The organism is Pseudomonas glycinae (assembly GCF_001594225.2).
In the GTDB taxonomy this organism is placed as follows: Bacteria; Pseudomonadota; Gammaproteobacteria; order Pseudomonadales; family Pseudomonadaceae; genus Aquipseudomonas; species Aquipseudomonas glycinae.
Genome location: NZ_CP014205.2, coordinates 5,890,468 through 5,910,774 on the forward strand (window position 1 = coordinate 5,890,468; position 20,307 = coordinate 5,910,774).

The 20,307-nt window shown below is 61.2% G+C and carries 17 protein-coding genes; 4 read left to right on the forward strand and 13 right to left on the reverse strand.

The genetic code is table 11. The annotated features are described in order from the left end of the window. Positions 1 to 33: 33 nt before the first annotated feature. The 13 genes from AWU82_RS26880 to AWU82_RS26940 form a co-directional block, all read right to left on the reverse strand. The gene (locus AWU82_RS26880; RefSeq protein ID WP_064382177.1) at positions 34 to 984 is read right to left on the reverse strand and encodes a S66 peptidase family protein; all 951 of its coding nucleotides are present in this window, start codon (positions 982 to 984) and stop codon (positions 34 to 36) included. A 174-nt stretch (positions 985 to 1,158) separates the two neighbouring features. Beyond that, on the reverse strand, positions 1,159 to 2,157 hold the full coding sequence (lipA, locus tag AWU82_RS26885; RefSeq protein WP_162130488.1) for a lipoyl synthase: 999 nt from the start codon (positions 2,155 to 2,157) through the stop codon (positions 1,159 to 1,161). Positions 2,158 to 2,182: 25 nt separating this feature from the next. Then, a complete protein-coding gene (lipB, locus tag AWU82_RS26890) occupies positions 2,183 to 2,830 on the reverse strand; it encodes a lipoyl(octanoyl) transferase LipB (RefSeq protein WP_039771855.1) in 648 nt (215 codons plus the stop codon). Further along, positions 2,830 to 3,105, reverse strand: coding sequence for a DUF493 domain-containing protein (locus AWU82_RS26895; RefSeq protein WP_064382178.1), 276 nt, complete (start codon positions 3,103 to 3,105; stop codon positions 2,830 to 2,832). The genes lipB and AWU82_RS26895 overlap by 1 nt, the downstream gene beginning before the upstream one ends. An 84-nt stretch (positions 3,106 to 3,189) precedes the next feature. Next, positions 3,190 to 4,347: a D-alanyl-D-alanine carboxypeptidase family protein gene (locus tag AWU82_RS26900; protein WP_011336095.1), complete on the reverse strand. Its 1,158-nt coding sequence runs from the start codon at positions 4,345 to 4,347 to the stop codon at positions 3,190 to 3,192. Positions 4,348 to 4,671: 324 nt separating this feature from the next. Then, positions 4,672 to 5,679, reverse strand: a complete 1,008-nt coding sequence (locus tag AWU82_RS26905; protein WP_064382179.1) for a septal ring lytic transglycosylase RlpA family protein — start codon at positions 5,677 to 5,679, stop codon at positions 4,672 to 4,674. After that, positions 5,679 to 6,689, reverse strand: coding sequence for a lytic murein transglycosylase B (gene mltB / locus AWU82_RS26910; protein ID WP_007958658.1), 1,011 nt, complete (start codon positions 6,687 to 6,689; stop codon positions 5,679 to 5,681). The genes AWU82_RS26905 and mltB overlap by 1 nt, the downstream gene beginning before the upstream one ends. A gap of 17 nt (positions 6,690 to 6,706) precedes the next feature. Further along, a complete protein-coding gene (gene rodA, locus AWU82_RS26915) occupies positions 6,707 to 7,810 on the reverse strand; it encodes a rod shape-determining protein RodA (RefSeq protein ID WP_050761190.1) in 1,104 nt (367 codons plus the stop codon). A gap of 31 nt (positions 7,811 to 7,841) precedes the next feature. Then, positions 7,842 to 9,737 carry a penicillin-binding protein 2 gene (mrdA, locus tag AWU82_RS26920; RefSeq protein WP_011336099.1) on the reverse strand — a complete coding sequence of 632 codons (1,896 nt, stop codon included), beginning with the start codon at positions 9,735 to 9,737 and terminating at the stop codon, positions 7,842 to 7,844. 9 nt (positions 9,738 to 9,746) lie between these two features. Next, positions 9,747 to 10,214 carry a 23S rRNA (pseudouridine(1915)-N(3))-methyltransferase RlmH gene (rlmH, locus tag AWU82_RS26925; protein ID WP_009051038.1) on the reverse strand — a complete coding sequence of 156 codons (468 nt, stop codon included), beginning with the start codon at positions 10,212 to 10,214 and terminating at the stop codon, positions 9,747 to 9,749. Positions 10,215 to 10,223: 9 nt separating this feature from the next. Next, complete coding sequence (rsfS, locus tag AWU82_RS26930) at positions 10,224 to 10,718, reverse strand: ribosome silencing factor (protein ID WP_064382180.1); 495 nt, start codon at positions 10,716 to 10,718, stop codon at positions 10,224 to 10,226. A 72-nt stretch (positions 10,719 to 10,790) separates the two neighbouring features. Further along, positions 10,791 to 11,513 carry a nicotinate-nucleotide adenylyltransferase gene (gene nadD, locus AWU82_RS26935; RefSeq protein WP_064382181.1) on the reverse strand — a complete coding sequence of 241 codons (723 nt, stop codon included), beginning with the start codon at positions 11,511 to 11,513 and terminating at the stop codon, positions 10,791 to 10,793. Beyond that, complete coding sequence (locus tag AWU82_RS26940; protein WP_064382182.1) at positions 11,482 to 12,753, reverse strand: glutamate-5-semialdehyde dehydrogenase; 1,272 nt, start codon at positions 12,751 to 12,753, stop codon at positions 11,482 to 11,484. The genes nadD and AWU82_RS26940 overlap by 32 nt, the downstream gene beginning before the upstream one ends. A 177-nt stretch (positions 12,754 to 12,930) precedes the next feature. Between AWU82_RS26940 and AWU82_RS26945 the strand changes: the two genes are divergently transcribed. The 4 genes from AWU82_RS26945 (at position 12,931) to AWU82_RS26960 (ending at position 20,303) form a co-directional block, all read left to right on the forward strand. Further along, entirely contained in the window at positions 12,931 to 13,626 is a 696-nt protein-coding gene (locus tag AWU82_RS26945; RefSeq protein ID WP_064382183.1) for a DNA-3-methyladenine glycosylase, read from the forward strand. 54 nt (positions 13,627 to 13,680) lie between these two features. Then, complete coding sequence (locus AWU82_RS26950) at positions 13,681 to 14,997, forward strand: bifunctional DedA family/phosphatase PAP2 family protein (RefSeq protein WP_064382184.1); 1,317 nt, start codon at positions 13,681 to 13,683, stop codon at positions 14,995 to 14,997. 148 nt (positions 14,998 to 15,145) lie between these two features. Beyond that, positions 15,146 to 18,592: a phage tail tape measure protein gene (locus AWU82_RS26955; RefSeq protein ID WP_223290662.1), complete on the forward strand. Its 3,447-nt coding sequence runs from the start codon at positions 15,146 to 15,148 to the stop codon at positions 18,590 to 18,592. 4 nt (positions 18,593 to 18,596) lie between these two features. Continuing rightward, entirely contained in the window at positions 18,597 to 20,303 is a 1,707-nt protein-coding gene (locus AWU82_RS26960) for a hypothetical protein (RefSeq protein WP_064382185.1), read from the forward strand. Positions 20,304 to 20,307: the final 4 nt, after the last annotated feature.

Sequence of the window (20,307 nt, forward strand, 5' to 3'; positions counted from 1 at the left end):
GCCCGCGATGACTGACTATCAGGCGATCAGTTTCTATGCCTTGATCACCACATCCTGCTCCAGCATCAATTCCTTCTTCCCCGCATCCAGTCGCACCAGCGCCCCCAACGGCAGCGTCAGGTTCGGATCACAGTGCCCGCTACGCCATCCTGACAGCACCGGAATCCGCAGCGGCTCGAAGGTCTGCTTGAGCAGGCGATTCAGCGCATCGACATCCACCCCCGCAATATCCCCGACCAACACGCCGCGCAATCGGGCCAACTTGCCCGCCAGTCGCATCTGGGTCAGCAAACGGTCGATTCGATACAGCGGCTCGTTGATGTCCTCGATGAGCAGAATCACCCCTTCGACGTCAATTTCATAAGGCGTGCCCAAGGTCGCGGCGATCATCGCCAGATTGCCTCCCTGCAAACGCCCGTGGGCAATGCCGGGCTCCGCGGTGGTCAATGGATAGGCCGCCGGATGACTCAGTACACTCCCGGCCTTCAACTGACCGCGCAGCATGGCGAAGAACGAGGTCACCGTCGGCGGTTCCTTGTCCCCCAGCAGATCGGCATTCAGCAGCGGCCCGTGAAAGGTCACGAAACCGGCATAACGACTGATGGCCAGATGCAGTGCGGTGATGTCGCTGTAACCGACGAAGGGCTTGGCATGGCGGCTCAGCAGGTCGTAATCGATGCGATCCAGCAACCTTGGCGTACCGTAGCCACCGCGCAGGCAAATGATCGCATCGACCTCTTCGTCAGCGAACGCCGTGTGCAGATCGTTGAGCCGCACCTCGTCGCTGCCGGCCAGATAGCCATCCTTCTCGTAGACGCCAGGGAACACCCGCAAACCGTAGCCCCGGGCGCGCATCCACTGAACGGCCCTTTCAGTGTCCAGCGTGCCGGGACCGGCAGGCGCAATGACGCCTATCAGCCCTTCCGACGGCAGCGCGGGCACAGGCTTGTGCGGGAAAAGGGTGTGGGTTGGTCGAACGGTCATCCATGGATCTCCCTGTGTAAAGTCATGCTCACACAGTAGTCAGGAACGGCGACAAACAGAAGGGGCTCCGCCACGCCGCAGGTTGCGGGAAAAGTCAGCAACGAGTGTAGGCCAGACAAAAAAATGCCCGCCGGGCGCTAAACCCCGGCGGGCATTTTTTCATTCAGCGCTGAATCAGGAACCGAGCAGCTCGGCCTTGACCAGTTTCGCCTGCTCGTCGGCGTGGTACGAAGAACGCACCAACGGGCCCGACGCGACGTTCTTGAAGCCCATCTTGTAACCTTCCTCGGCGAACCAGGCGAAGGTGTCCGGGTGCACGAAACGCTGCACCGGCAAGTGGCTGCGGGACGGTTGCAGGTACTGGCCCAGGGTCAGCATGTCGATGTCGTGTTCGCGCATGCGCTTCATGACTTCGATGACTTCGTCGTCGGTCTCGCCCAGACCCAGCATCAGGCCGGACTTGGTCGGGATGTGCGGCATCATCTGCTTGAAGCGTTGCAGCAAGGTCAGCGACCACTGGTAGTCCGAACCCGGACGCGCAGCCTTGTACAGGCGCGGTACGGTTTCCAGGTTGTGGTTGAACACGTCCGGCGGCTCGGCCGCGGTGATTTCCAGGGCGATGTCCATGCGGCCACGATAGTCCGGGACCAGGGTCTCGAGCTGCACGTTCGGCGACAGTTTGCGGATTTCGCGGATGCAGTCGGCAAAGTGCTGGGCACCGCCGTCACGCAGGTCGTCGCGGTCAACCGAGGTGATCACCACGTACTTGAGTTTCAGGTCGGCGATGGCGATGGCCAGGCTTTCCGGCTCGTTGACGTCCAGTGGCTTCGGACGACCATGGCCAACGTCGCAGAACGGGCAGCGACGGGTGCAGATGTCACCCATGATCATGAAGGTCGCGGTGCCGCCGGAGAAGCACTCGCCCAGGTTCGGGCAGGAGGCCTCTTCGCAGACGCTGTGCAGCTTGTGCTTGCGCAGCAGGCTCTTGATGCGATCGACTTCCGGCGAAACCGGGATGCGCACGCGGATCCAGTCGGGTTTCTTCGGCAGTTCGGTGGTCGGAATGATCTTCACCGGAATGCGTGCAACCTTCTCGGCGCCGCGCAGCTTGACGCCGGCTTCAACCTTGGGACGCGGGGCCGGGCGCTCGGTCACGTCGAGCGTCGGGATCATGGTTTGCACTGCATCAGTAGTCATATCAGTCGATTCCGCCCGTCAGGGTCGTCTGCTCAGCATAGTCGAGGTGTTTGACGAGCTGCGCGCGCAGCCGGGCACTTACCTCGGCAAATTCAATCGATCCTGCGTGCTCGCTCAGCTGGGTCATCGCCAGCCCGGCATAGCCGCAGGGATTAATCCGTCGAAACGGCTCCAGGTTCATGTCCACGTTCAGGGCCAGGCCATGAAAGGAACAACCGTGGCGAATCCGCAAACCCAGAGAAGCGATCTTCGCTCCGTCGACGTAGACGCCGGGAGCATCCGGCTTGGCCACGGCAGTGACGCCGTAGCTGGCCAACAGTTCGATCAGGCAGCGCTCCATGCGACTGACCAGATCACGCACGCCGAAACCGAGTCGACGCACATCCAGCAGCAGATAGGCTACCAACTGCCCTGGGCCATGGTAGGTCACCTGACCGCCGCGGTCGACCTGCACCACCGGAATGTCTCCCGGCAGCAACAGGTGCTCGGCCTTGCCGGCCTGGCCCTGGGTGAACACCGGCGGATGTTCAACCAGCCAGATTTCGTCCGGGGCCGTGGTGCCACGCTCGTTGGTAAAACGTTGCATGGCCTGCCAGACCGGCTCGTAAGCCATCTGGCCAAGCTCGCGAAAGCCCAGCGTGCCCGGCATCACAGCACCATGTGCACGAAACCGGTGGCCCGCAGTTCGCTGTTGATGTTGTACAGCTGATCCTGGTCGGTCGCGACGATGTGCAACTGGATGGTGGTGTACTTGCCGTTGCTGCTTTGACGCTCGTCGACACGCTCATCGTTGATACTGGCGTGTTTCTTGACGATGTCGATGATCTTGTCTTTGTTGCCGACGCCCGTATCGCTGATCACCTTAACCGGATAATCAACCTGGGGAAATTCGATCTTTGGCGCCTTTACTTCGGTGTCGGTCATGGCGTAACGGCCTCGTAAGCGTAAGCCCGGTAACGAACAAGGCCCCGCTCCGGATCGGAACGGGGCCATGCAGGTCAACTCGAATCAGTTGAACAAGCCGTAGAAGAATAGACGGATGCTATCCCACATGCGGCGGAAGATACCACCCTCCTCGACAGCGTCCAGGGCGATCAGGTCGGCGCTGTGCACCACCTTGTCGTCCAGTTTCACTTCGACTTTACCGATCACGTCGCCCTTGGCGATTGGCGCGGTCAGTTGCGGGTTCATGGTCATGCTGGCAGCGAGCTTCTTCAGCTGGCCTTTCGGCAGGGTCATGGTCAGGTCCTGTGCCAGACCGGCCTTGACCTGGCTGGTGGTACCTTTCCAGACCGGAGCCTGAGCCAGTTCGGTGCCCTTCTGGTAGAAGGTCTGGGTTTCGAAGAAGCGGAAACCGTAGGTCAGCAGTTTCTGGGTCTCGGCGGCGCGAGCCACTTCGCTGTTGGTACCGAACACCACGGCGATCAGGCGCATGCCGTCACGTACGGCCGAAGACACCATGCAGTAGCCGGCTTCGTCGGTGTGGCCGGTTTTCAGACCGTCGACGGTCTTGTCGCGCCACAGCAGCAGGTTGCGGTTAGGCTGTTTGATGCCGTTCCAGAAGAACTCTTTCTGCGAGTAGATCGCATAGTGAGCCGGATCTTCGTGGATGATCGCGCGCGCCAGGATCGCCATGTCGTGAGCCGACGAGTAGTGCTCGGGGTTCGGCAGACCGGTCGGGTTCATGAAGTGGGTATTGGTCATGCCCAGATCGGCGACGGTCTTGTTCATCAGGTCGGCGAAGGCGTCTTCGCTGCCGGCGATGTGTTCAGCCACCGCGACGCTGGCGTCGTTGCCGGACTGGATGATGATGCCGTGCAGCAGGTCGCTGACAGTGACCTGCGAGCCGACCTTGATGAACATCCGCGAACCGCCGGTGCGCCAGGCGTTTTCGCTGACGGTCACCGGGTCGTTTTCACCGATCTGGCCGCGACGGATTTCCAGCGTGGCGATGTACGCGGTCATCAGTTTGGTCAGGCTGGCCGGCGGCAGACGCTGGTCACCGTTGTTCTCCACCAGCACGTTGCCGCTGTTGGCATCCATGAGCACGTAGGATTTGGCGGCCAGTTGTGGTGGCGACGGCATCATCTCGGCCGCGAAGGCGGCTGGCGAGAGGAGCAGCGGGACTAGCAGACACAGGCGTTTGGCAAAGGTGGTGATGTTCATCCGTCTCTCGAAATCGCTAATGGAAACTGCCCTTGCGGGCAAAATTAATCAGATGGCTTTCAGGCTTTGCCCGAAACCTGCCTGCGCGACGATCATGCTGCGTTAAAAACAGATTCGGAATGCTCATGTAGGTCCCCTACACTCCGCTTCCTCACCTGTTTTTGCCTTGCCTGATCGCCGCTCGGCGAGCTTTCGAGCAAACCCTACGAGCATCGCGTGTTCAGTTGCTCACTCCAGTCACCCTTGCCGGGCTTTTGTTCTTCGACGAGCCAACAACCTGGTTCACCCCCCAATCGCTGGTGAACCGTCAATCAAGTCCTACGTTTACTCGGTGACCACACTTGGCGAACCCAGGTTGGCCAGGCGCACGCTGTTCTGTACCTGGGCAATTTCACCCGGCGAACCGATCGGTCCCAGGCGAACCCGGTGCAGGGTCTGCTGATTGCGCACGATCGAGCTGATGAACACCGGAGCGCTCACCATCCCGCTGAGCTTCGACCTCAGGAGTTCTGCAGCGTCCGGGTTGGCGAACGCGCCCACCTGCAGATACTGGCCAGATGCTGGTGCAGAAGCGTTTTTTTTTGCATCGAGCTGGACTGGCACGACGGCCGCGGCGTGTTGCTGCGGCGGCGGAGTCCATTGCTCGACGGTGCCGGCCGAGGCCGTGATCACCGGGGCGCTATTCTGCGCGACTTGCGGCTCGTTGAGCATCAAAGGCGCCGGACGGCCCTTGGCGGCCCACCATTGCTGCGGGTCAATGCCTTCGACCTTGACCCGCGCGGTGCCGATTTCGGCATAACCGAGCTTTTTGGCGGCGGCGTAGGAAAGGTCAATGATCCGGTCCGAGTAGAACGGCCCGCGGTCGTTGACCCGCAGGATCACGCTCCTGTTGTTGTCCAGGTTGGTCACCCGAACGTAACTCGGCAGCGGTAATGTCTTGTGGGCGGCACTCATGCCGTACAGGTCGTAGACCTCGCCGTTGGCGGTGTTCTGCCCATGAAACTTGGTGCCATACCAGGACGCGGTGCCGGAGGCCACGTAGGTCTTGGACTCCTGCAGCGGGAAGTAGGTCTTGCCCAGCACCGTGTAGGGGTTGGCCTTGTACGGGCCGGTGTGCAGGGTCGGCGTTGCATCGGGGATGCGCGACACATCGACGTCCCACCACGGCGCGCCATCCTTGTGAGCCCGGTTGATGTCCAGGCCCGGCTGCGAACGTACGGCGGTGGTCGGCTTCTGGCTTGGCGAACGGCTGGTCGAACAACTGGCGACCAGCACCGCCAACGCAGCGAAAGCCACCAGCTTCAGGGGTTTATTGATAGGCAATGCCCGCATTACTTGACGCCCCGTGCTTGTACCAGCTGTTCAGACAGTTGATGTACGGCCATTGCGTACATCACGCTGCGGTTATAACGCGTGATCGCGTAGAAATTCTTCAGGCCCATCCAGTATTCCGGGCCATTGTCGCCTTCCAGGCGGAATGCGGTGACCGGCATGTCATCGCGCAGCGCATCATGACTCGACCAGCCCAGCGCTCGCAACTCCCCGACGGTTTTCGTCGGCTCGATGCCGGTGGTCAGGCCTTCATCCACCTGCTCACCGCGCACATCCGCACGACTGACCACCGGCTCGCCGGCGACCCAGCCGTGACGCTTGAAATAGCTGGCGACGCTGCCGATCGCATCATCCGGGTTGTTCCAGATATTGATGTGGCCGTCACCGTCGAAATCCACCGCGTAGGCGCGAAAGCTGCTCGGCATGAACTGCGGCAGGCCCATCGCGCCGGCATAGGACCCCTTGAGGGTCAGCGGGTCGACCTGCTCCTCGCGCGCCAGCAGCAGGAACTCACGCAGCTCCTTGCGGAAAAATTCGGCACGGGGAGGATAGTCGAAACCCAGCGTGGACAAGGCATCGATCACCCGGTAATTGCCGGTATTACGTCCGAAAAAGGTCTCAACGCCGATGATCGACACAATCACCTGGGCCGGAACGCCGTATTCCTGCTCGGCGCGGGCCAGGGTGGCCTCGTGCTGGCGCCAGAAGTCCACACCGCGGGCGATGCGTGCGTCGGTGATGAACATCGGCCGGTATTCTTTCCACTGCTTGACCCGTTCGGCGGGTTTGGAAATGGCGTCGAGAATCGCCTGTTTGCGCTGGGCCTCGCGGAACACGGCCATCAGCTGTTCGCCGGCGAAACCGTAATCGCGGGTCATTTCACCGACGAATTCGGCCACCTGGGGCGAGCCTTCGTAATCGCCGGCCAACGCTTCCTGCGCGCTGCCAAGGATGCCTACCAGGCCGAGCCACGGTGCGTATCGTGTCGCCCAGTCACGCATTACTTGCATTGAACTCTTCACCTTATTCAAACCTGTGCGATCCACTTGCGATGGGTATGGATCGACATCAAAACCCCAAACGCTGACAGCAGCGTCACCAGCGAAGTTCCGCCGTAGCTAATGAACGGCAACGGCACCCCCACCACCGGCAACAGGCCACTGACCATACCGATGTTGACGAAAACATAAACAAAAAACGTCATGGTCAGTGCGCCAGCCAACAGTTTGCCGAACAGCGTTTGCGCCTGGGCGGTAATCACCAGGCCACGACCGATCAGCAACAGATAGATCAGCAGCAATGCGCAAATGCCCACCAGGCCGAACTCTTCGCCGAGTACGGCAATGATGAAGTCGGTGTGGCTTTCCGGCAGGAAGTCCAGGTGCGACTGGGTGCCCAGCAGCCAGCCCTTGCCGAACACGCCACCGGAACCGATCGCGGCTTTCGACTGGATGATGTTCCAGCCGGTGCCCAACGGATCGCTTTCCGGGTCGAGGAACGTCAGGATCCGCTGTTTCTGGTAGTCGTGCATGATGAAGAACCACATCGCAACCGACACCGGAATCGCCGCCGCCAGCACGCTGAGAATCCAGCGCCAGCGCAATCCACCCATGAACAGTACGAAGGCGCCACCGGCCAGAATCAGCAGCGAAGTGCCGAGATCCGGCTGACGCACGATCAGGGCGAACGGCACACCGATCAGCAGCAGACTGATACCGACGTGTTTGAGCTGCGGCGGCAGCGTACGTTTGGACAGGTACCAGGCGATGGTCGCCGGCATCAGGATCTTCATGAATTCCGAGGGCTGGAAGCGAATCACCCCGGGGATGTTGATCCAGCGGGTCGCACCCATTGCGTTGTGGCCCATGATGTCCACCACCATCAGCAACACCACGCCGATCACGTAGCCAAGCGGCACCCAGCGCGCCATGAACCTTGGTTCGAACTGGGCGATGACGATCATCGACACCAGACCGATGCCAAACGATGTGGCCTGTTTGGCCAGCAAGTCCCAGCTCTTGCCGCTGGCCGAATACAGCACGAACAGGCTGCCGGCCGCGAGAATCAACAACAGCACCAGCAACGGGCCGTCGATATGCAGACGTTGCAACAGCGTCGCCCGGCGACGCATCACATCCTCGCTGGAGAGCATGCGATCGAAATTATTCATCACGGGCCGTAGCCTCCGCACTGATAGGGCTGGCGTATTCGGCCTTCAACCGTCCGTCCTGATCCAGCAGCCAGGCATCCATGACCTGCCGCACCACCGGTGCCGCGACGCCGGAACCGGACTCACCGTTCTCGACCATCACCGACACCACGATCTTCGGGTCATCCGCCGGCGCGAAACCGACAAACAGGGCGTGGTCGCGGTGGCGCTCCTGAACCTTGGAACGGTCGTATTTCTCGCCCTGTTTGATCGCCACAACCTGCGCCGTACCCGACTTGCCGGCGATCCGGTATTGCGCGCCGATCGAAGCCTTGCGCGCGGTGCCGCGGGCACCGTGCATTACCTGCTGCATGCCGTGGTTGACCTTGTTCCAGTCGGACGGGTCGCGCAGGATGATGTCCGGCATCGGGTTTTCATCCTTGGGCTTCTCGCCTTCGATGGTCTTGGCCAGATGCGGGCGGTTCCACACGCCCTTGTTGGCCACCAGCGCCGTGGCCTGGGCCAGTTGCAGCGGGGTCGATTGCATGTAGCCCTGGCCGATCCCGAGAATCAGGGTTTCGCCGGGGAACCACGCCTGACGCCGGGTCGCGCGTTTCCACTCGCGGGACGGCATCAGGCCGGGGGATTCTTCGAACATGTCCAGCGAGACCTTCTGGCCGATGCCGAACTTGTTCATGTAGGCCGACAACCGGTCGATGCCCAGCTTGTGTGCCAGGTCATAGAAGTAGGTGTCGTTGGACCGCATGATCGCCGTGTCGAGGTCGACGAAGCCGTCCCCGGTGCGGTTCCAGTTGCGGTACTTGTGATCGTAGTTGGGCAGCATGTAGTAACCGGGGTCGAACACCCGGCTCGACGCCGTCACCACGCCCGCATCGAGACCGGCAATCGCCACCGCCGGCTTGATCGTCGAACCCGGCGGGTACAGACCGCGCAGCACGCGGTTGAACAGCGGCCGGTCGATCGAATCGCGCAGCTCGGCGTAGGCCTTGAAGCTGATGCCGGTGACGAACAGGTTCGGGTCGAAGCTCGGCTGGCTGACCATCGCCAGCACTTCGCCGGTTTTCGGATCGAGCGCCACCACCGCGCCACGCCGACCGCCCAGCGCAGCCTCGGCAGCTTCCTGCAACTTGATGTCGAGGCTCAGGACAATGTCCTTGCCTGGCACCGGATCGGTACGTTTGAGCACGCGCAGGACGCGGCCACGGGCGTTGGTCTCGACCTCTTCGTAACCCACCTGACCGTGCAGCTCGGCTTCATAGAAGCGCTCGATGCCGGTCTTGCCGATGTGGTGGGTGCCGCTGTAGTTGACCGGATCGAGGGTCTTCAGCTCTTTCTCGTTGATCCGCCCCATATAGCCCACCGAGTGCGCGAAATGTGCGCCCTGCGGGTAATGACGCACCAACTGCGCGACCACCTCGACGCCCGGCAGACGGAACTGGTTCACCGCGATCCGGGCGATCTGCTCTTCGGTCAGTTCGAACAGGATCGGCACCGGCTCGAACGGCCGGCGGCCCTGGCGCATGCGTTTCTCGAAGATCACCCGGTCTTCCGGCGTCAGTTCCAGCACTTCGACGATCACGTCGAGCACCTGCTGCCAGTCGCCGGAGCGCTCGCGGGTCATGCTCAGGCTGAAGCTCGGACGGTTGTCCGCCACCACCACACCGTTGCGGTCGAAAATCAGGCCACGGGTCGGCGGGATCGGCTGGACATGCACCCGGTTGTTTTCCGACAGGGTCGAGTGATATTCGTACTGAATCACCTGCAGGTAATACAGCCGCGCAATCAGCACGCAGATCAGCGCCACCACCGCAATTGCACCGAACACGACGCGACCACGCACCAGACGGGCGTCTTTTTCGTGGTCCTTGATGCGGATCGGCTGAGACATGAGGGCGGATTACTTGTGGTAAGGGTGGCCGGACAGCACGGTCCAGGCACGATACAACTGCTCGCCGATGAGGATGCGCACCAGCGGGTGCGGCAACGTCAGCGGCGACAGCGACCAGCGCTGATCCGCGCGGGCACAGACTTCCGGCGCCAGCCCTTCCGGGCCACCGACCATGAAGTTGACCGTGCGCGAGTCCAGGCGCCAGCGATCGAGCTCGACCGCCAGTTGCTCGGTGCTCCACGGCTTGCCATGGACCTCGAGGGTGACGATCCGCTCGTTCTGCCCGACCTTGGCCAGCATGGCTTCGCCTTCCTGACGGATGAAGCGGGCCACGTCGGCGTTCTTGCCACGGGTATTGAGCGGAATTTCCACCAGTTCCAGCGCCAGCTCGGACGGAAGACGCTTGGCATACTCATGCCAGCCTTCTTCCACCCACTTGGGCATGCGTGAACCGACGGCGATCAGTCGCAGTCGCACAGCAATCCCTTACAGCTGGTCTTTGTTGAGCTTGGTGAAATGCTCGTGGGTGTTTTCCGGGCTGTGGTGCTTGGCGTCCGCCGCACGGCTTTGCTCGGCACCGGCCCACAGGCGTTCCAGGTCGTAGAACTGACGTGCCGAGGCAGTCATCATGTGCACGATCACCAGGTCCAGGTCCAGCAGCACCCAGTCGCTGTCGCCCTTGCCTTCTTCGCCCAGCGGCCTGGCGCCCTGCTTTTTCACTTCTTCGCGAACCTTGTCCAGCATCGCGTTGATCTGGCGGTTGGAGGTACCGGTGGCGATGATCATGTAGTCGGTGATGCTCTGCTTGTCGCGCACATCAATGATCTGGATGTCCTGGGCCTTGACGTCTTCCAGGGCTGCAACGGCCACCTTGACCAGTTCGTCGCCCTTCAGCGGTTCGTTGGTGTTGACCGGTTCTGGCAGCGGGGCGCTCTTGAATGTGCCTTTGCGCTTTACTTTGGTTTGGTCTTTGTCAGTCATATAAAACTCGTTTTGCTCATATTTTCGGCGGCTTGGCGACACGTGGATTCGTATCAGTGAAGCACGCCTTGTTCAGTTCGACGCACGGTACAGACCGTGCGCATCGATGTAGGCCAGGACCGCGTCGGGCACCAGGAAACGTACCGACTTACCGCTGGCCAGCAGTTGACGGATCTGGGTGGCGGAAACCGCGAGCGGTGTCTGCCAGACGAATGCAATCTGTCCGCTCGGCCCCTTCAGGGCCAGCGGGTCGCTCACCGAACGCGCTGCCAGCAGGTTGCGCAAGGCATCCGGCGGTTCGCTGTCGGCGTCCGGGCGCTGTAGCACCAGGATGTGGCAATGCTGGAGCAACTCTTCCCAGCGATGCCAAGTGGGCAGGCCGCAGAATGCGTCCCAACCCAGAAGCAGAAAAACCTGGGTCTCGGCGGCCATTTCTGCCCGCAGCGACTCCAGGGTATCGATGGTCCAGGACGGCTTGTCCCGCTGCAATTCGCGGGCGTCCACCACCAGCGGAGGCACACCGGCCACCGCACATTCAACCATTGCCAGCCGATCCTGCGCCGACACTTGCGGCGTATCGCGGTGCGGCGGCCGGGCGCTGGGCATCATGCGCAGCTCATCGAGCCCCAGCGCTTCGGCAACTTCCAGCGCACCACGTAGATGGCCGACATGCACCGGATCGAACGTCCCGCCCAGCACACCAATGCGCCGGGGACGGGATTGCTCGCCGGGTTTCGGCGCTTTCAGGTCGAGGTCGGACAAGTCAGACCGTCGCCTGGCCGCGTAACTGGCCATCACCGACCACGATGTACTTCTCGCAGGTCAGTCCTTCGAGGCCCACCGGGCCACGGGCGTGCAGCTTATCAGTAGAAATGCCGATCTCGGCACCCAATCCGTATTCGAATCCGTCGGCGAAGCAGGTCGGGGTGTTGATCATCACCGATGCCGAGTCGACCTGAGCCACGAACTGGCGGGTGTCGGCGAGGTTTTCGCTGACGATCGAGTCGGTGTGATGGGAGCCGAAACGGTTGATGTGCTCGATGGCCTGATCCAGGCCATCCACCACGCGGATCGACAGGATCGGCGCCAGATATTCGGTGCTCCAGTCTTCTTCGGTCGCCGCTACGGCTTCGATGATCGCCCGGGTGCGTTCGCAGCCACGCAGCTCGACGCCTTTGTCGCGGAACTGTCTGGCCATCGACGGCAGGAAATCCTTCGCCACACGTTGATCGACCAGCAACGTTTCCATCGCACCGCAGATGCCATAGCGATAGGTCTTGGCGTTGAAGGCAATGCGCTGGGCTTTCGGCAGGTCGGCGTGTTCACTGACATAGACGTGGCAAATGCCGTCCAGATGCTTGATTACCGGTACACGGGCGTCACGACTGATGCGTTCGATCAGGCCACGGCCACCGCGCGGCACGATCACATCGACGTACTCGGGCATGGTGATCAGCGCGCCAACGGCGGCGCGGTCGGTGGTTTCCACCACTTGCACCACGGCGGCCGGCAGTTCGGCTTCGGCCAGCCCGCGCTGGATGCAGGCGGCAATCGCGCGGTTGGAATGAATCGCTTCGGAACCGCCGCGCAGGATGGTCGCGTTGCCAGACTTCAGGCACAGGCTCGCAGCGTCAATGGTCACGTTGGGACGGGATTCGTAGATGATCCCGATCACGCCCAGCGGCACGCGCATCTTGCCGACCTGAATGCCCGACGGACGGAAGCTCATATCACGGATAGCACCGACCGGATCCGGCAGCGCTGCGACCTGACGCAGGCCGACGATCATGCCGTCGATGCGCGCCGGGGTCAGTTCCAGACGTTCCAGCAGCGCCGGCTCCAGACCGTTGGCGCGACCGGCGGCCAGATCCTGTTCATTGGCTGCCGCAAGCTCGGCGCGGGCGGCGTCCAGGGCATTGGCGGCAGCCAGCAAGGCGCGGTTTTTCTGCGCGGTGCTGGCACGGCCGATGACGCGGGAGGCTTCGCGGGCGGCGCGACCCAATCGGGTCATGTAGTCAAGAACGGACTCAGTCATGGTCTGCTGGGGTCTTGGCAAAGAGGAAAGCGGCAGATTATAGCTGTCGCGTCCCGGGACTAACAGCGGTGACGGGCGGATGGTCGAAATGGACCACGATTTGCCGACGTTCAGCCGGGATTAAGCCTTGAATTGTTATCATCACGACCTCCTCCGCCTGGATAAACCCTGTTTGCCATGTCCAACCTGATCGTTCGCGCCACGTCCACGCGCCAGCCTGTCGGCCTTGCGGACGCTTTTTTTGACCGTGACGCCCAGACACTGGCCCGCGATCTGCTCGGCAAAGTCATTCGCCACCGCGTCGGCGATTTGTGGCTCAGCGCCCGAATCATCGAAACCGAGGCCTATTACTGCGAGGAAAAAGGCAGCCACGCGTCCCTCGGCTACACAGAAAAGCGTAAGGCTTTGTTTCTGGATGGCGGCCACATCTATATGTACTACGCCCGTGGTGGCGATTCGCTGAACTTCAGCGCCCAAGGCCCCGGTAATGCGGTGCTGATCAAATCAGCCTATCCGTGGGTCGACGAGATCAGCGGCCCGGCCAGCCTGGCGCAGATGCTGTTGAACAATCCCGATGCTCAGGGTCGCCCGCGTCCCACGCAGAAGCTCTGTGCCGGACAGACCTTATTGTGCAAGGCGCTGGGGCTGAAAGTGCCGGTGTGGGACGCCAAGCGCTTCGACCACGAGATACTGCTGGTGGAAGACACCGGCCCCGCGCCGACCCACGTGATTCAGACCACCCGCCTGGGCATTCCCCATGGCCGCGACGAACACTTGATGTATCGCTTCGTCGATGCCGCCTATGCCCAGTGGTGCACGCGGAACCCGCTGCGCCGGGGTCAGGTCGAAGGTCGCGATTATTTTCTGCTGTGAATGCACATCCTGCGGCTCGCCGTTCAGGGACATCAATGAAATGGAGTGGTTTGTATGGGCCCATGGCTCGATAGCGTGACCGGGTGGCTGGCCGCCAATCCGCAGTGGCTGGCCGCCGCCGTGTTCATCGTGGCCTGCGTGGAATGCCTGGCGATTGCCGGGTTGATCGTGCCCGGCACAGTATTGCTGTTTGCCGTAGCAGTGCTGGCCGGCAGCGGTGCACTGTCGTTGAGCGAAACCCTGTTGCTGGGCTTTCTCGGCGGGATTCTCGGCGATGTGGTTTCGTATTTCCTCGGTCGCCACTTCCACCAGAATATCCGGCGCTTGCCGGGGTTGCGCCATCATCCGGAATGGATGGCCGGCGCCGAAACCTATTTCCAGCGCTACGGCATCGCCAGCCTGCTGGTCGGGCGTTTCATTGGCCCGTTGCGGCCAATGTTGCCGATGGTCGCCGGGATGTGCGACATGCCCTTCCCGCGCTTCGCCGCCGTAAGTCTGCTGGCAGCCGCCGGCTGGAGTCTCGCCTACCTGCTGCCGGGCTGGGCCACCGGGGCGGCGATTCGCCTGCCACTGCCGGAAGGTTTCTGGCTGCAGGCCGGGATCGTTGCCGGCAGCATCGCCGTGATGGTCGGCCTGAGCGCCAACAGCAGCCTGCGCCGCCATCGCCGGGCCGCGATCTGGATCGGCAGCATGAGCCTGTTGATCCTGATCGGCTTGTTCATCGGTTACCCATATCTGACCGCCCTCGATCAGGGCGTCATGACCCTGGTACAGGAACACCGCCGCCCGGCGCTGGATGAGGTGGCAGTGGTTTTCACCCTGATCGGTGAATTTCGCAACATGCTGTTGTTCAGCGCCCTGCTGACCGCGCTGCTGTTGCTGTGCCGTCAGTGGCGCCATGCGATTTTCGTGGGCGGCACCCTGCTCGTCACGGCCCTGGCCAACACCGGCACCAAAATGTTCTTCGCCCGGGGGCGCCCGGAAGTACTGACTGATCCGCTCACCAGCTACAGCATGCCCAGCGGCCATGCGTCCGGATCGTTCGCGCTGTTCCTGGCGCTCGCCGTGCTGGCCGGACGCGGGCAGCCGCCGCGCCTGCGCCTGACCTGGCTGTTGCTCGGTTGTATACCGGCGCTGGCCATTTCCCTGTCAAGGGTGTATCTGGGCGCGCACTGGCCAACCGATGTCCTGGCCGGCGCCATGCTCGCTGCCTGCGTGTGCGCGGCGGGTCTGTGGTTCAGTCAACGCCAGGCACCTCTGGGTGCGATGCCGCAGAAAGTCTGGTGGCTGATATTGCCGGCGCTGGTCGCCCTGTTTGGTTTCTTCGTCTTGCGGCACCTGCCACACACCTTGTTGCGATATGCCTACTGAGCCTGCGCTCCACGCTGAGCGGCGCACGCCTGGGCGGTGAACGCCGGCAAACATTTGGCAAAGTAAAAGCTCATGAACAAGTCCGTGCCCCATGCCACATTCCGGCAGCTGCACCACAAACGGACTTGTGAAAAGAGCGATGACTTTGATGAATCAACCGATCCACCCACTTCGGGCTGACCGACCGTCAGCGCCAATCAAAATATCCGACCCGACCGGCCAATCGGATCAGGCCATCCGGAACAGCCCCTCGCACTCGGGAAAAAAGCCGGGGCTCGCGGACCTGGACGCCCTGTTCGGTCCGTTGCGCATCGGTGAATACAGCGTCAGTCGCCAGACACTTCAAGCATTGGGTGGACGGGTCAACGGGCAACCCCTGTCGCCGACCACCACCTACTTTGCCGAACCTGACCAGGCATTCATCGATGCGCTGGAATTCGATACCGTTCAGATGGAACAACGGATGCGCTCCGTGCCCTCGCCGGAAAACCACCAGATCCCGCCCCTGCTGTACGAAATCGTCACCCAGCGCTCCCCCGATGCGGCACCGCTCATGCGCGAAATGCCCACAGGCGAGTTCGCTGACGCCATGAACAAGATCAATCATTTGCTGAACGCCACCCAACGTCTCGACATTCGTCGGGATCCGCTGCCCGAGTACTTGCCGGACTGGGTCGACAAAGCCAAAAGTCGCGGAATGACCAGCATGGGCGTCGGAATGCAGGCGTATGGACTCTACAGCGCTTACATCGGGGCTATCGATGCCCTGAAGAAAGGCGATACGCATGAAGCGCTGATAAACGTTGGCGGAGGCGCCGCGGAAATCACCTCACTGGGCGTCGAGTACGCGCTGAGCAAGAGCGGGGAGCAAATGCTCCGTCAGGGGTCAATGGCCTTCGAACAATTCGGCAGGACGTCCATGGGCAAGTGGCTCTGTCGCGGGGCCGGGTTGATCGCCAGCGTGCTGACACTGCCGTTCGATATCTACGTCGCGATCAAATCCTTCAACGATGCCGCCAAGACTCAGGGCAAGGAAGCACAGGATCTGTATGTGACGGGCGGGCTGAGCGTGTTCAGCGGCGCATTGTCCCTGGCACTTGGCTGTGCGGCATTGGCGGGTTTCCAGGCAGCGGGCCCGGTGGGGATTGCCGCTGCCGCAATAATGATCGTCGGGGCCAAGATCTATGGTGCCGTGCGAGCCGTCGACGACATTGACGATTACATCGAGCTGACGGTGAACGAGCGCTGGCGCGCCGGCTGGTTTGCGTTCACCGGACAGGATCAGGACAAGGCGCTCATGGATCGATTGCTGATCGCCAGGACCACCGCCGACTATGCCAAAGCCCTGAAAACTCGCAGCCTGAATTGGCTGAACAGTGAATTCAGGGAAACCGTCGATGTGATTGTCAACGGTCGATTTGAAGTGACGCTGCAACCCTCCCGCCTCTATCGCTATCAATGGGACAAAGACAAGGGTGAAACGCCCTGCACCCTCGAAAACCTCCCTGTCATCAAAGATACGGACGACTCATATGACGCGCGTGAGGGCTTACCAGATTCGGACTACGTCGTCTCCATAACCGCAAGTGACCCTGCCAAAGGGGTTTTCTGGAATCTGGGCGGTGGCCATGACACCGTGCAGGGCATTCAGGAAAAGCCGAATTTCTTCAGCTACACCACAGGCCGGAAAACCCTCAGTGGTGGCAACAGAAACGACTCCTTTGTATTTCAGTCGGCATCAGAAGCACTCTCATACGATCCGATCAGGGCCAGCGAGCTGTCGGGTGGAGACGGAATCGATCTGTTGTGGCTTCAAGGTACGCACAGGCACCTGGATCATGTCCTCGCCCCACCCCGCCACCTCGGTTATGACATAGACCTGAAAAACGGCAAGCTGTCGCTGCGCCCCGTGAACCCGATGTCAGAGCCGGTGCTGCATTCGACGCTCGAGTCCATCGAAAAGGTCGAAACACTTGCCGGCGCAACCAATCGGGTCATCGGCTCCGATCAGGCGGACAGCATTGCAGCCAACGGCAACGATCACGTCGATGCCGGCGCCGGAAATGATCAGATATCTGTACGTGGCCTGCATGTCACCGTCGACGGCGGTCGCGGCAGTGATACCTATTATCTCGATCCGATGAGCCTCAAGGTCTCCATCACCGAGGACGGCCTGGAGCCGAGCAAGGTCTATCTGGGGGTATCGATGGAAGCCATCCAGCGCTGGTTCATCCGGGATAACGCGCTGGTGATCGAGTCGCTTCGAGACGATGATCCGCGCTCGCCCAGGCGCGAACTGATACTGGAGAACGCTTACCGGCCCCTCGATGGCAAACGCATCCTGCACCACGACAAATGGGCGTTCATCACCCAGGACGGTTTCCATTTGCAACCGGATTGGCCTGGCGAGATTCCGCAGCACGGCGATCTGCCCATCAGTGTCACCCTCCTCACATCGGGCATACCCAAGGCATCTCCGGTGCAGATCAACGATCATCCGCACGTTCTGGCAGCTCGGGCACAGTCCCACTATTTCGTCTCCCGCCAGACCCGTCGCGCCGCCCTGATCGCCCCGAAAGACAGCCTACCGTCGCACAGCACCGTGTATGTCGATTTCGACAGCGAGGAAATTGTCAGCGTCCGTGCCACTTACGTGGTGAGCATCACGGAGATGGAGGCGTTCACGTTCCTCGATTACGACAATGTCCATTTCACCCTCACCTTCGCTGGAGGGGCCCGGCTCTCGTTGCATGCAAACGTGACAGGAAGTCAGGATCGGAAGACTGACATGGGCGCCGGTAACATGGCCGCCGGGTGGGCAATGAATCATCCCTTGACCCTGGTGATGCGTGATGGTGTTTCCTATCACCTGGACTTTCCCCGGAACGACTATCTGGAGGATGCAAAAAATCCGGGGTACCGGGTCATCGAAAGCCGTGCCTCACTGCGCGAGCGGGCCGGCCGATACCTGTTCGTCAGTCCCTCTGTCAGCAAGCGCTCCCTGAAGAACACGCCGCAACGGGTCGACTTTCTGGCCACCGAGCACAACGCAACCTATTGGCTGGAAGGAAGATCGGCAAGCTATGAGCTTTTTCTCGCGAGCAATCTCTCCATCCGTCTGTCCACCGCCGACGCTGACGCCAGACTTTCCGGATCCTCCACCTGGCTGATTCATACCCACCTTTTGCAGGAGAAGGTCACCCTTCGCGACCTGAGCATCAACAACGACCTGATCAAAATCGGCAGTGTTCACCTTCACCTGCCGGACAGCAACGATCCAGGACTGCCACTGGAAACCGTCGAGGTGGCGATCTCATCCGGGAACCGTTACCGGATCAATGCCCTGTTCGAGGTGATTGGTCTCTGCGCTGCGGATGCCCGGGCCTACCCGACAATTGATGCCCTGGTTCAGGACGTCATTGACCATCAGCGTCGCGACGAACTTGAAAGCAATGATGTGCAGATCCTGAATCTGCGTCTGCGCGATGGCGACTCCGACCGGATTTTCTACAACGTAGCCACCGACAGCTGGAGGCTCGCCAGCGACCCGTCCCGGGTGATATCGATCGAACACCTGTCCATCGTCAAGGAATGACACCATGCGCCCCAAATCACCCCCACTGCCGGCAGTGTCCAGGATCAACACATCTGCCGACCCGTCACTGCAACCTCCCCGGCTGCGGCCAACGGGTCAGGCCCCACAATCACCTGATTCACTTTCCGGTCCGTTCATATCGGGCAATCGAACCCTGGAGCATCAACTGCCACCCGCAGCGACACCCGTTCCGCCAGGCGTCAAAGTCTCGGACCTGCCTGAGGTGCCCCGGGCATCGGCAACCCTGTTGAGCGACTATCTGTTGAGCCCCGGCCTGCTGCGCAACATGCAACCGGCCAATGAAGAAGGCTTGCGCTATGTCGTCGGACGCAAGTTCGTCGATGTGAAAAACCACGGCACCGTATATGTGGAGTTCGATCCGAACCTGGGCACCTATCGGGCGATGGATCTGTACAGGAAGCTGGCACCGGGACCTGCACTTTACAGAAACATCGACGAATCAACCTGGAGCCCTGCTCGACAGATCGATACCGTCCATCCGCTCAAGCGCCCGCATCCGGATATTCATGACGCTGAAGCGGCGGTGCCTGCAAGGCAGCCGCGAATCACATTGATGCCCGCCCGATTGAAAGCCACGACGTCCGAACTGCTGGATACACACTTCGCACGGTTGTACCCGCAGATGACTCAAGCGGAACGGCTCATGGAATTGCGCTCGTACAATCTATCGCCTCTCCAGCACGTCCGGCTGCGCGACGACCTGGCCGCCCATCCATCAGCGCTTCCGCAATGGCTCGCAGAGCACAAGCGCCGCTCACTGAACGCAGACGACCCAGCCCGCTATGAAGCACTGCATCAGGAAATAGAACCCCTGCTTCGGCCACTGAGAAACGGCAGGTTGTTGCTCAGTCATTTGGGCGACTACGGCGATTTCAGCGAGAGCGTCAGTGGTGAATTCCTCGACGGATTCCTTGCAAGGCTGGGCTACCTGCGCAACGGCAGCGACGTCCTGTACCGCACAGACATCCCGGCCCTGTTCCGGGCCGATGAACGGACGCCCTTTGAGTTCTACAACGATGACCGGATGTTGCCGCGACTCAAGCATCCTCGTGGAGCAACCACCGAGAAACCGATCAGCGCAACCGTCAGTCTGAAGCGGGTTGAGCGATATGCAGGCAGAGGCACGGGCTCCCCCGATCCGGAGTATCTGCTCTACAACAACCAGAAAAACAAATACCCCGGACGCAAGCCCGGTGACTCCGACAATGAATCAGGGGAATCCGACAATGACTGGTCCGAGGCTTCGGATGTGGAACTCGACTCCGAACGCAATTACGAAACCGTCCGGCACAATCAGACGATCATATTCGCCTACATCATCGACACGCGAAAAATGGAGGTCGTGCCGAGAGAGGAGAATCACCTGCTCAACAACGCCGCCAGGAACAAGGGTGCGTGGTTCCCGGAGGATGAACTGGAAGCGCTGATTTCAACGTCGAAACGGGGCATCGAGTCGGAACGTCTCTGGCTGCTCGACTCCACCCTCACTCGCGCGGCGAAAGTCGATGACATCGCTTATGAGGCAGGCTATCGACAGCGCAATGACATCGAAGCACGGACCCATCAAGGCGCCGACAACCGATACGAATACGATGCCCTGATCGACAAGGTCGCCAACGCCGGCAAGCCGGTACTGACACTGGGCAAGGACAAGGAGTGGTTCGCCAACGACATCATCTGGCCCGAATAGCGTT

Excerpts from the sequence above, each read along its gene's own strand:
- AWU82_RS26940 (WP_064382182.1), bottom strand. The coding sequence starts at position 12,753 with ATGACTGAGTCCGTTCTTGACTACATGACCCGATTGGGTCGCGCCGCC.
- AWU82_RS26950 (WP_064382184.1), top strand. The coding sequence starts at position 13,681 with ATGGGCCCATGGCTCGATAGCGTGACCGGGTGGCTGGCCGCCAATCCG.
- rsfS (WP_064382180.1), bottom strand. The coding sequence starts at position 10,718 with ATGACTGACAAAGACCAAACCAAAGTAAAGCGCAAAGGCACATTCAAG.
- mrdA (WP_011336099.1), bottom strand. The coding sequence starts at position 9,737 with ATGTCTCAGCCGATCCGCATCAAGGACCACGAAAAAGACGCCCGTCTG.
- AWU82_RS26900 (WP_011336095.1), bottom strand. The coding sequence starts at position 4,347 with ATGAACATCACCACCTTTGCCAAACGCCTGTGTCTGCTAGTCCCGCTG.
- lipB (WP_039771855.1), bottom strand. The coding sequence starts at position 2,830 with ATGCCGGGCACGCTGGGCTTTCGCGAGCTTGGCCAGATGGCTTACGAG.
- AWU82_RS26955 (WP_223290662.1), top strand. The coding sequence starts at position 15,146 with ATGAATCAACCGATCCACCCACTTCGGGCTGACCGACCGTCAGCGCCA.
- AWU82_RS26960 (WP_064382185.1), top strand. The coding sequence starts at position 18,597 with ATGCGCCCCAAATCACCCCCACTGCCGGCAGTGTCCAGGATCAACACA.
- AWU82_RS26880 (WP_064382177.1), bottom strand. The coding sequence starts at position 984 with ATGACCGTTCGACCAACCCACACCCTTTTCCCGCACAAGCCTGTGCCC.
- AWU82_RS26945 (WP_064382183.1), top strand. The coding sequence starts at position 12,931 with ATGTCCAACCTGATCGTTCGCGCCACGTCCACGCGCCAGCCTGTCGGC.
- rodA (WP_050761190.1), bottom strand. The coding sequence starts at position 7,810 with ATGCGTCGCCGGGCGACGCTGTTGCAACGTCTGCATATCGACGGCCCG.
- nadD (WP_064382181.1), bottom strand. The coding sequence starts at position 11,513 with ATGGCCAGTTACGCGGCCAGGCGACGGTCTGACTTGTCCGACCTCGAC.
- AWU82_RS26895 (WP_064382178.1), bottom strand. The coding sequence starts at position 3,105 with ATGACCGACACCGAAGTAAAGGCGCCAAAGATCGAATTTCCCCAGGTT.
- AWU82_RS26905 (WP_064382179.1), bottom strand. The coding sequence starts at position 5,679 with ATGCGGGCATTGCCTATCAATAAACCCCTGAAGCTGGTGGCTTTCGCT.
- mltB (WP_007958658.1), bottom strand. The coding sequence starts at position 6,689 with ATGCAAGTAATGCGTGACTGGGCGACACGATACGCACCGTGGCTCGGC.
- lipA (WP_162130488.1), bottom strand. The coding sequence starts at position 2,157 with ATGATCCCGACGCTCGACGTGACCGAGCGCCCGGCCCCGCGTCCCAAG.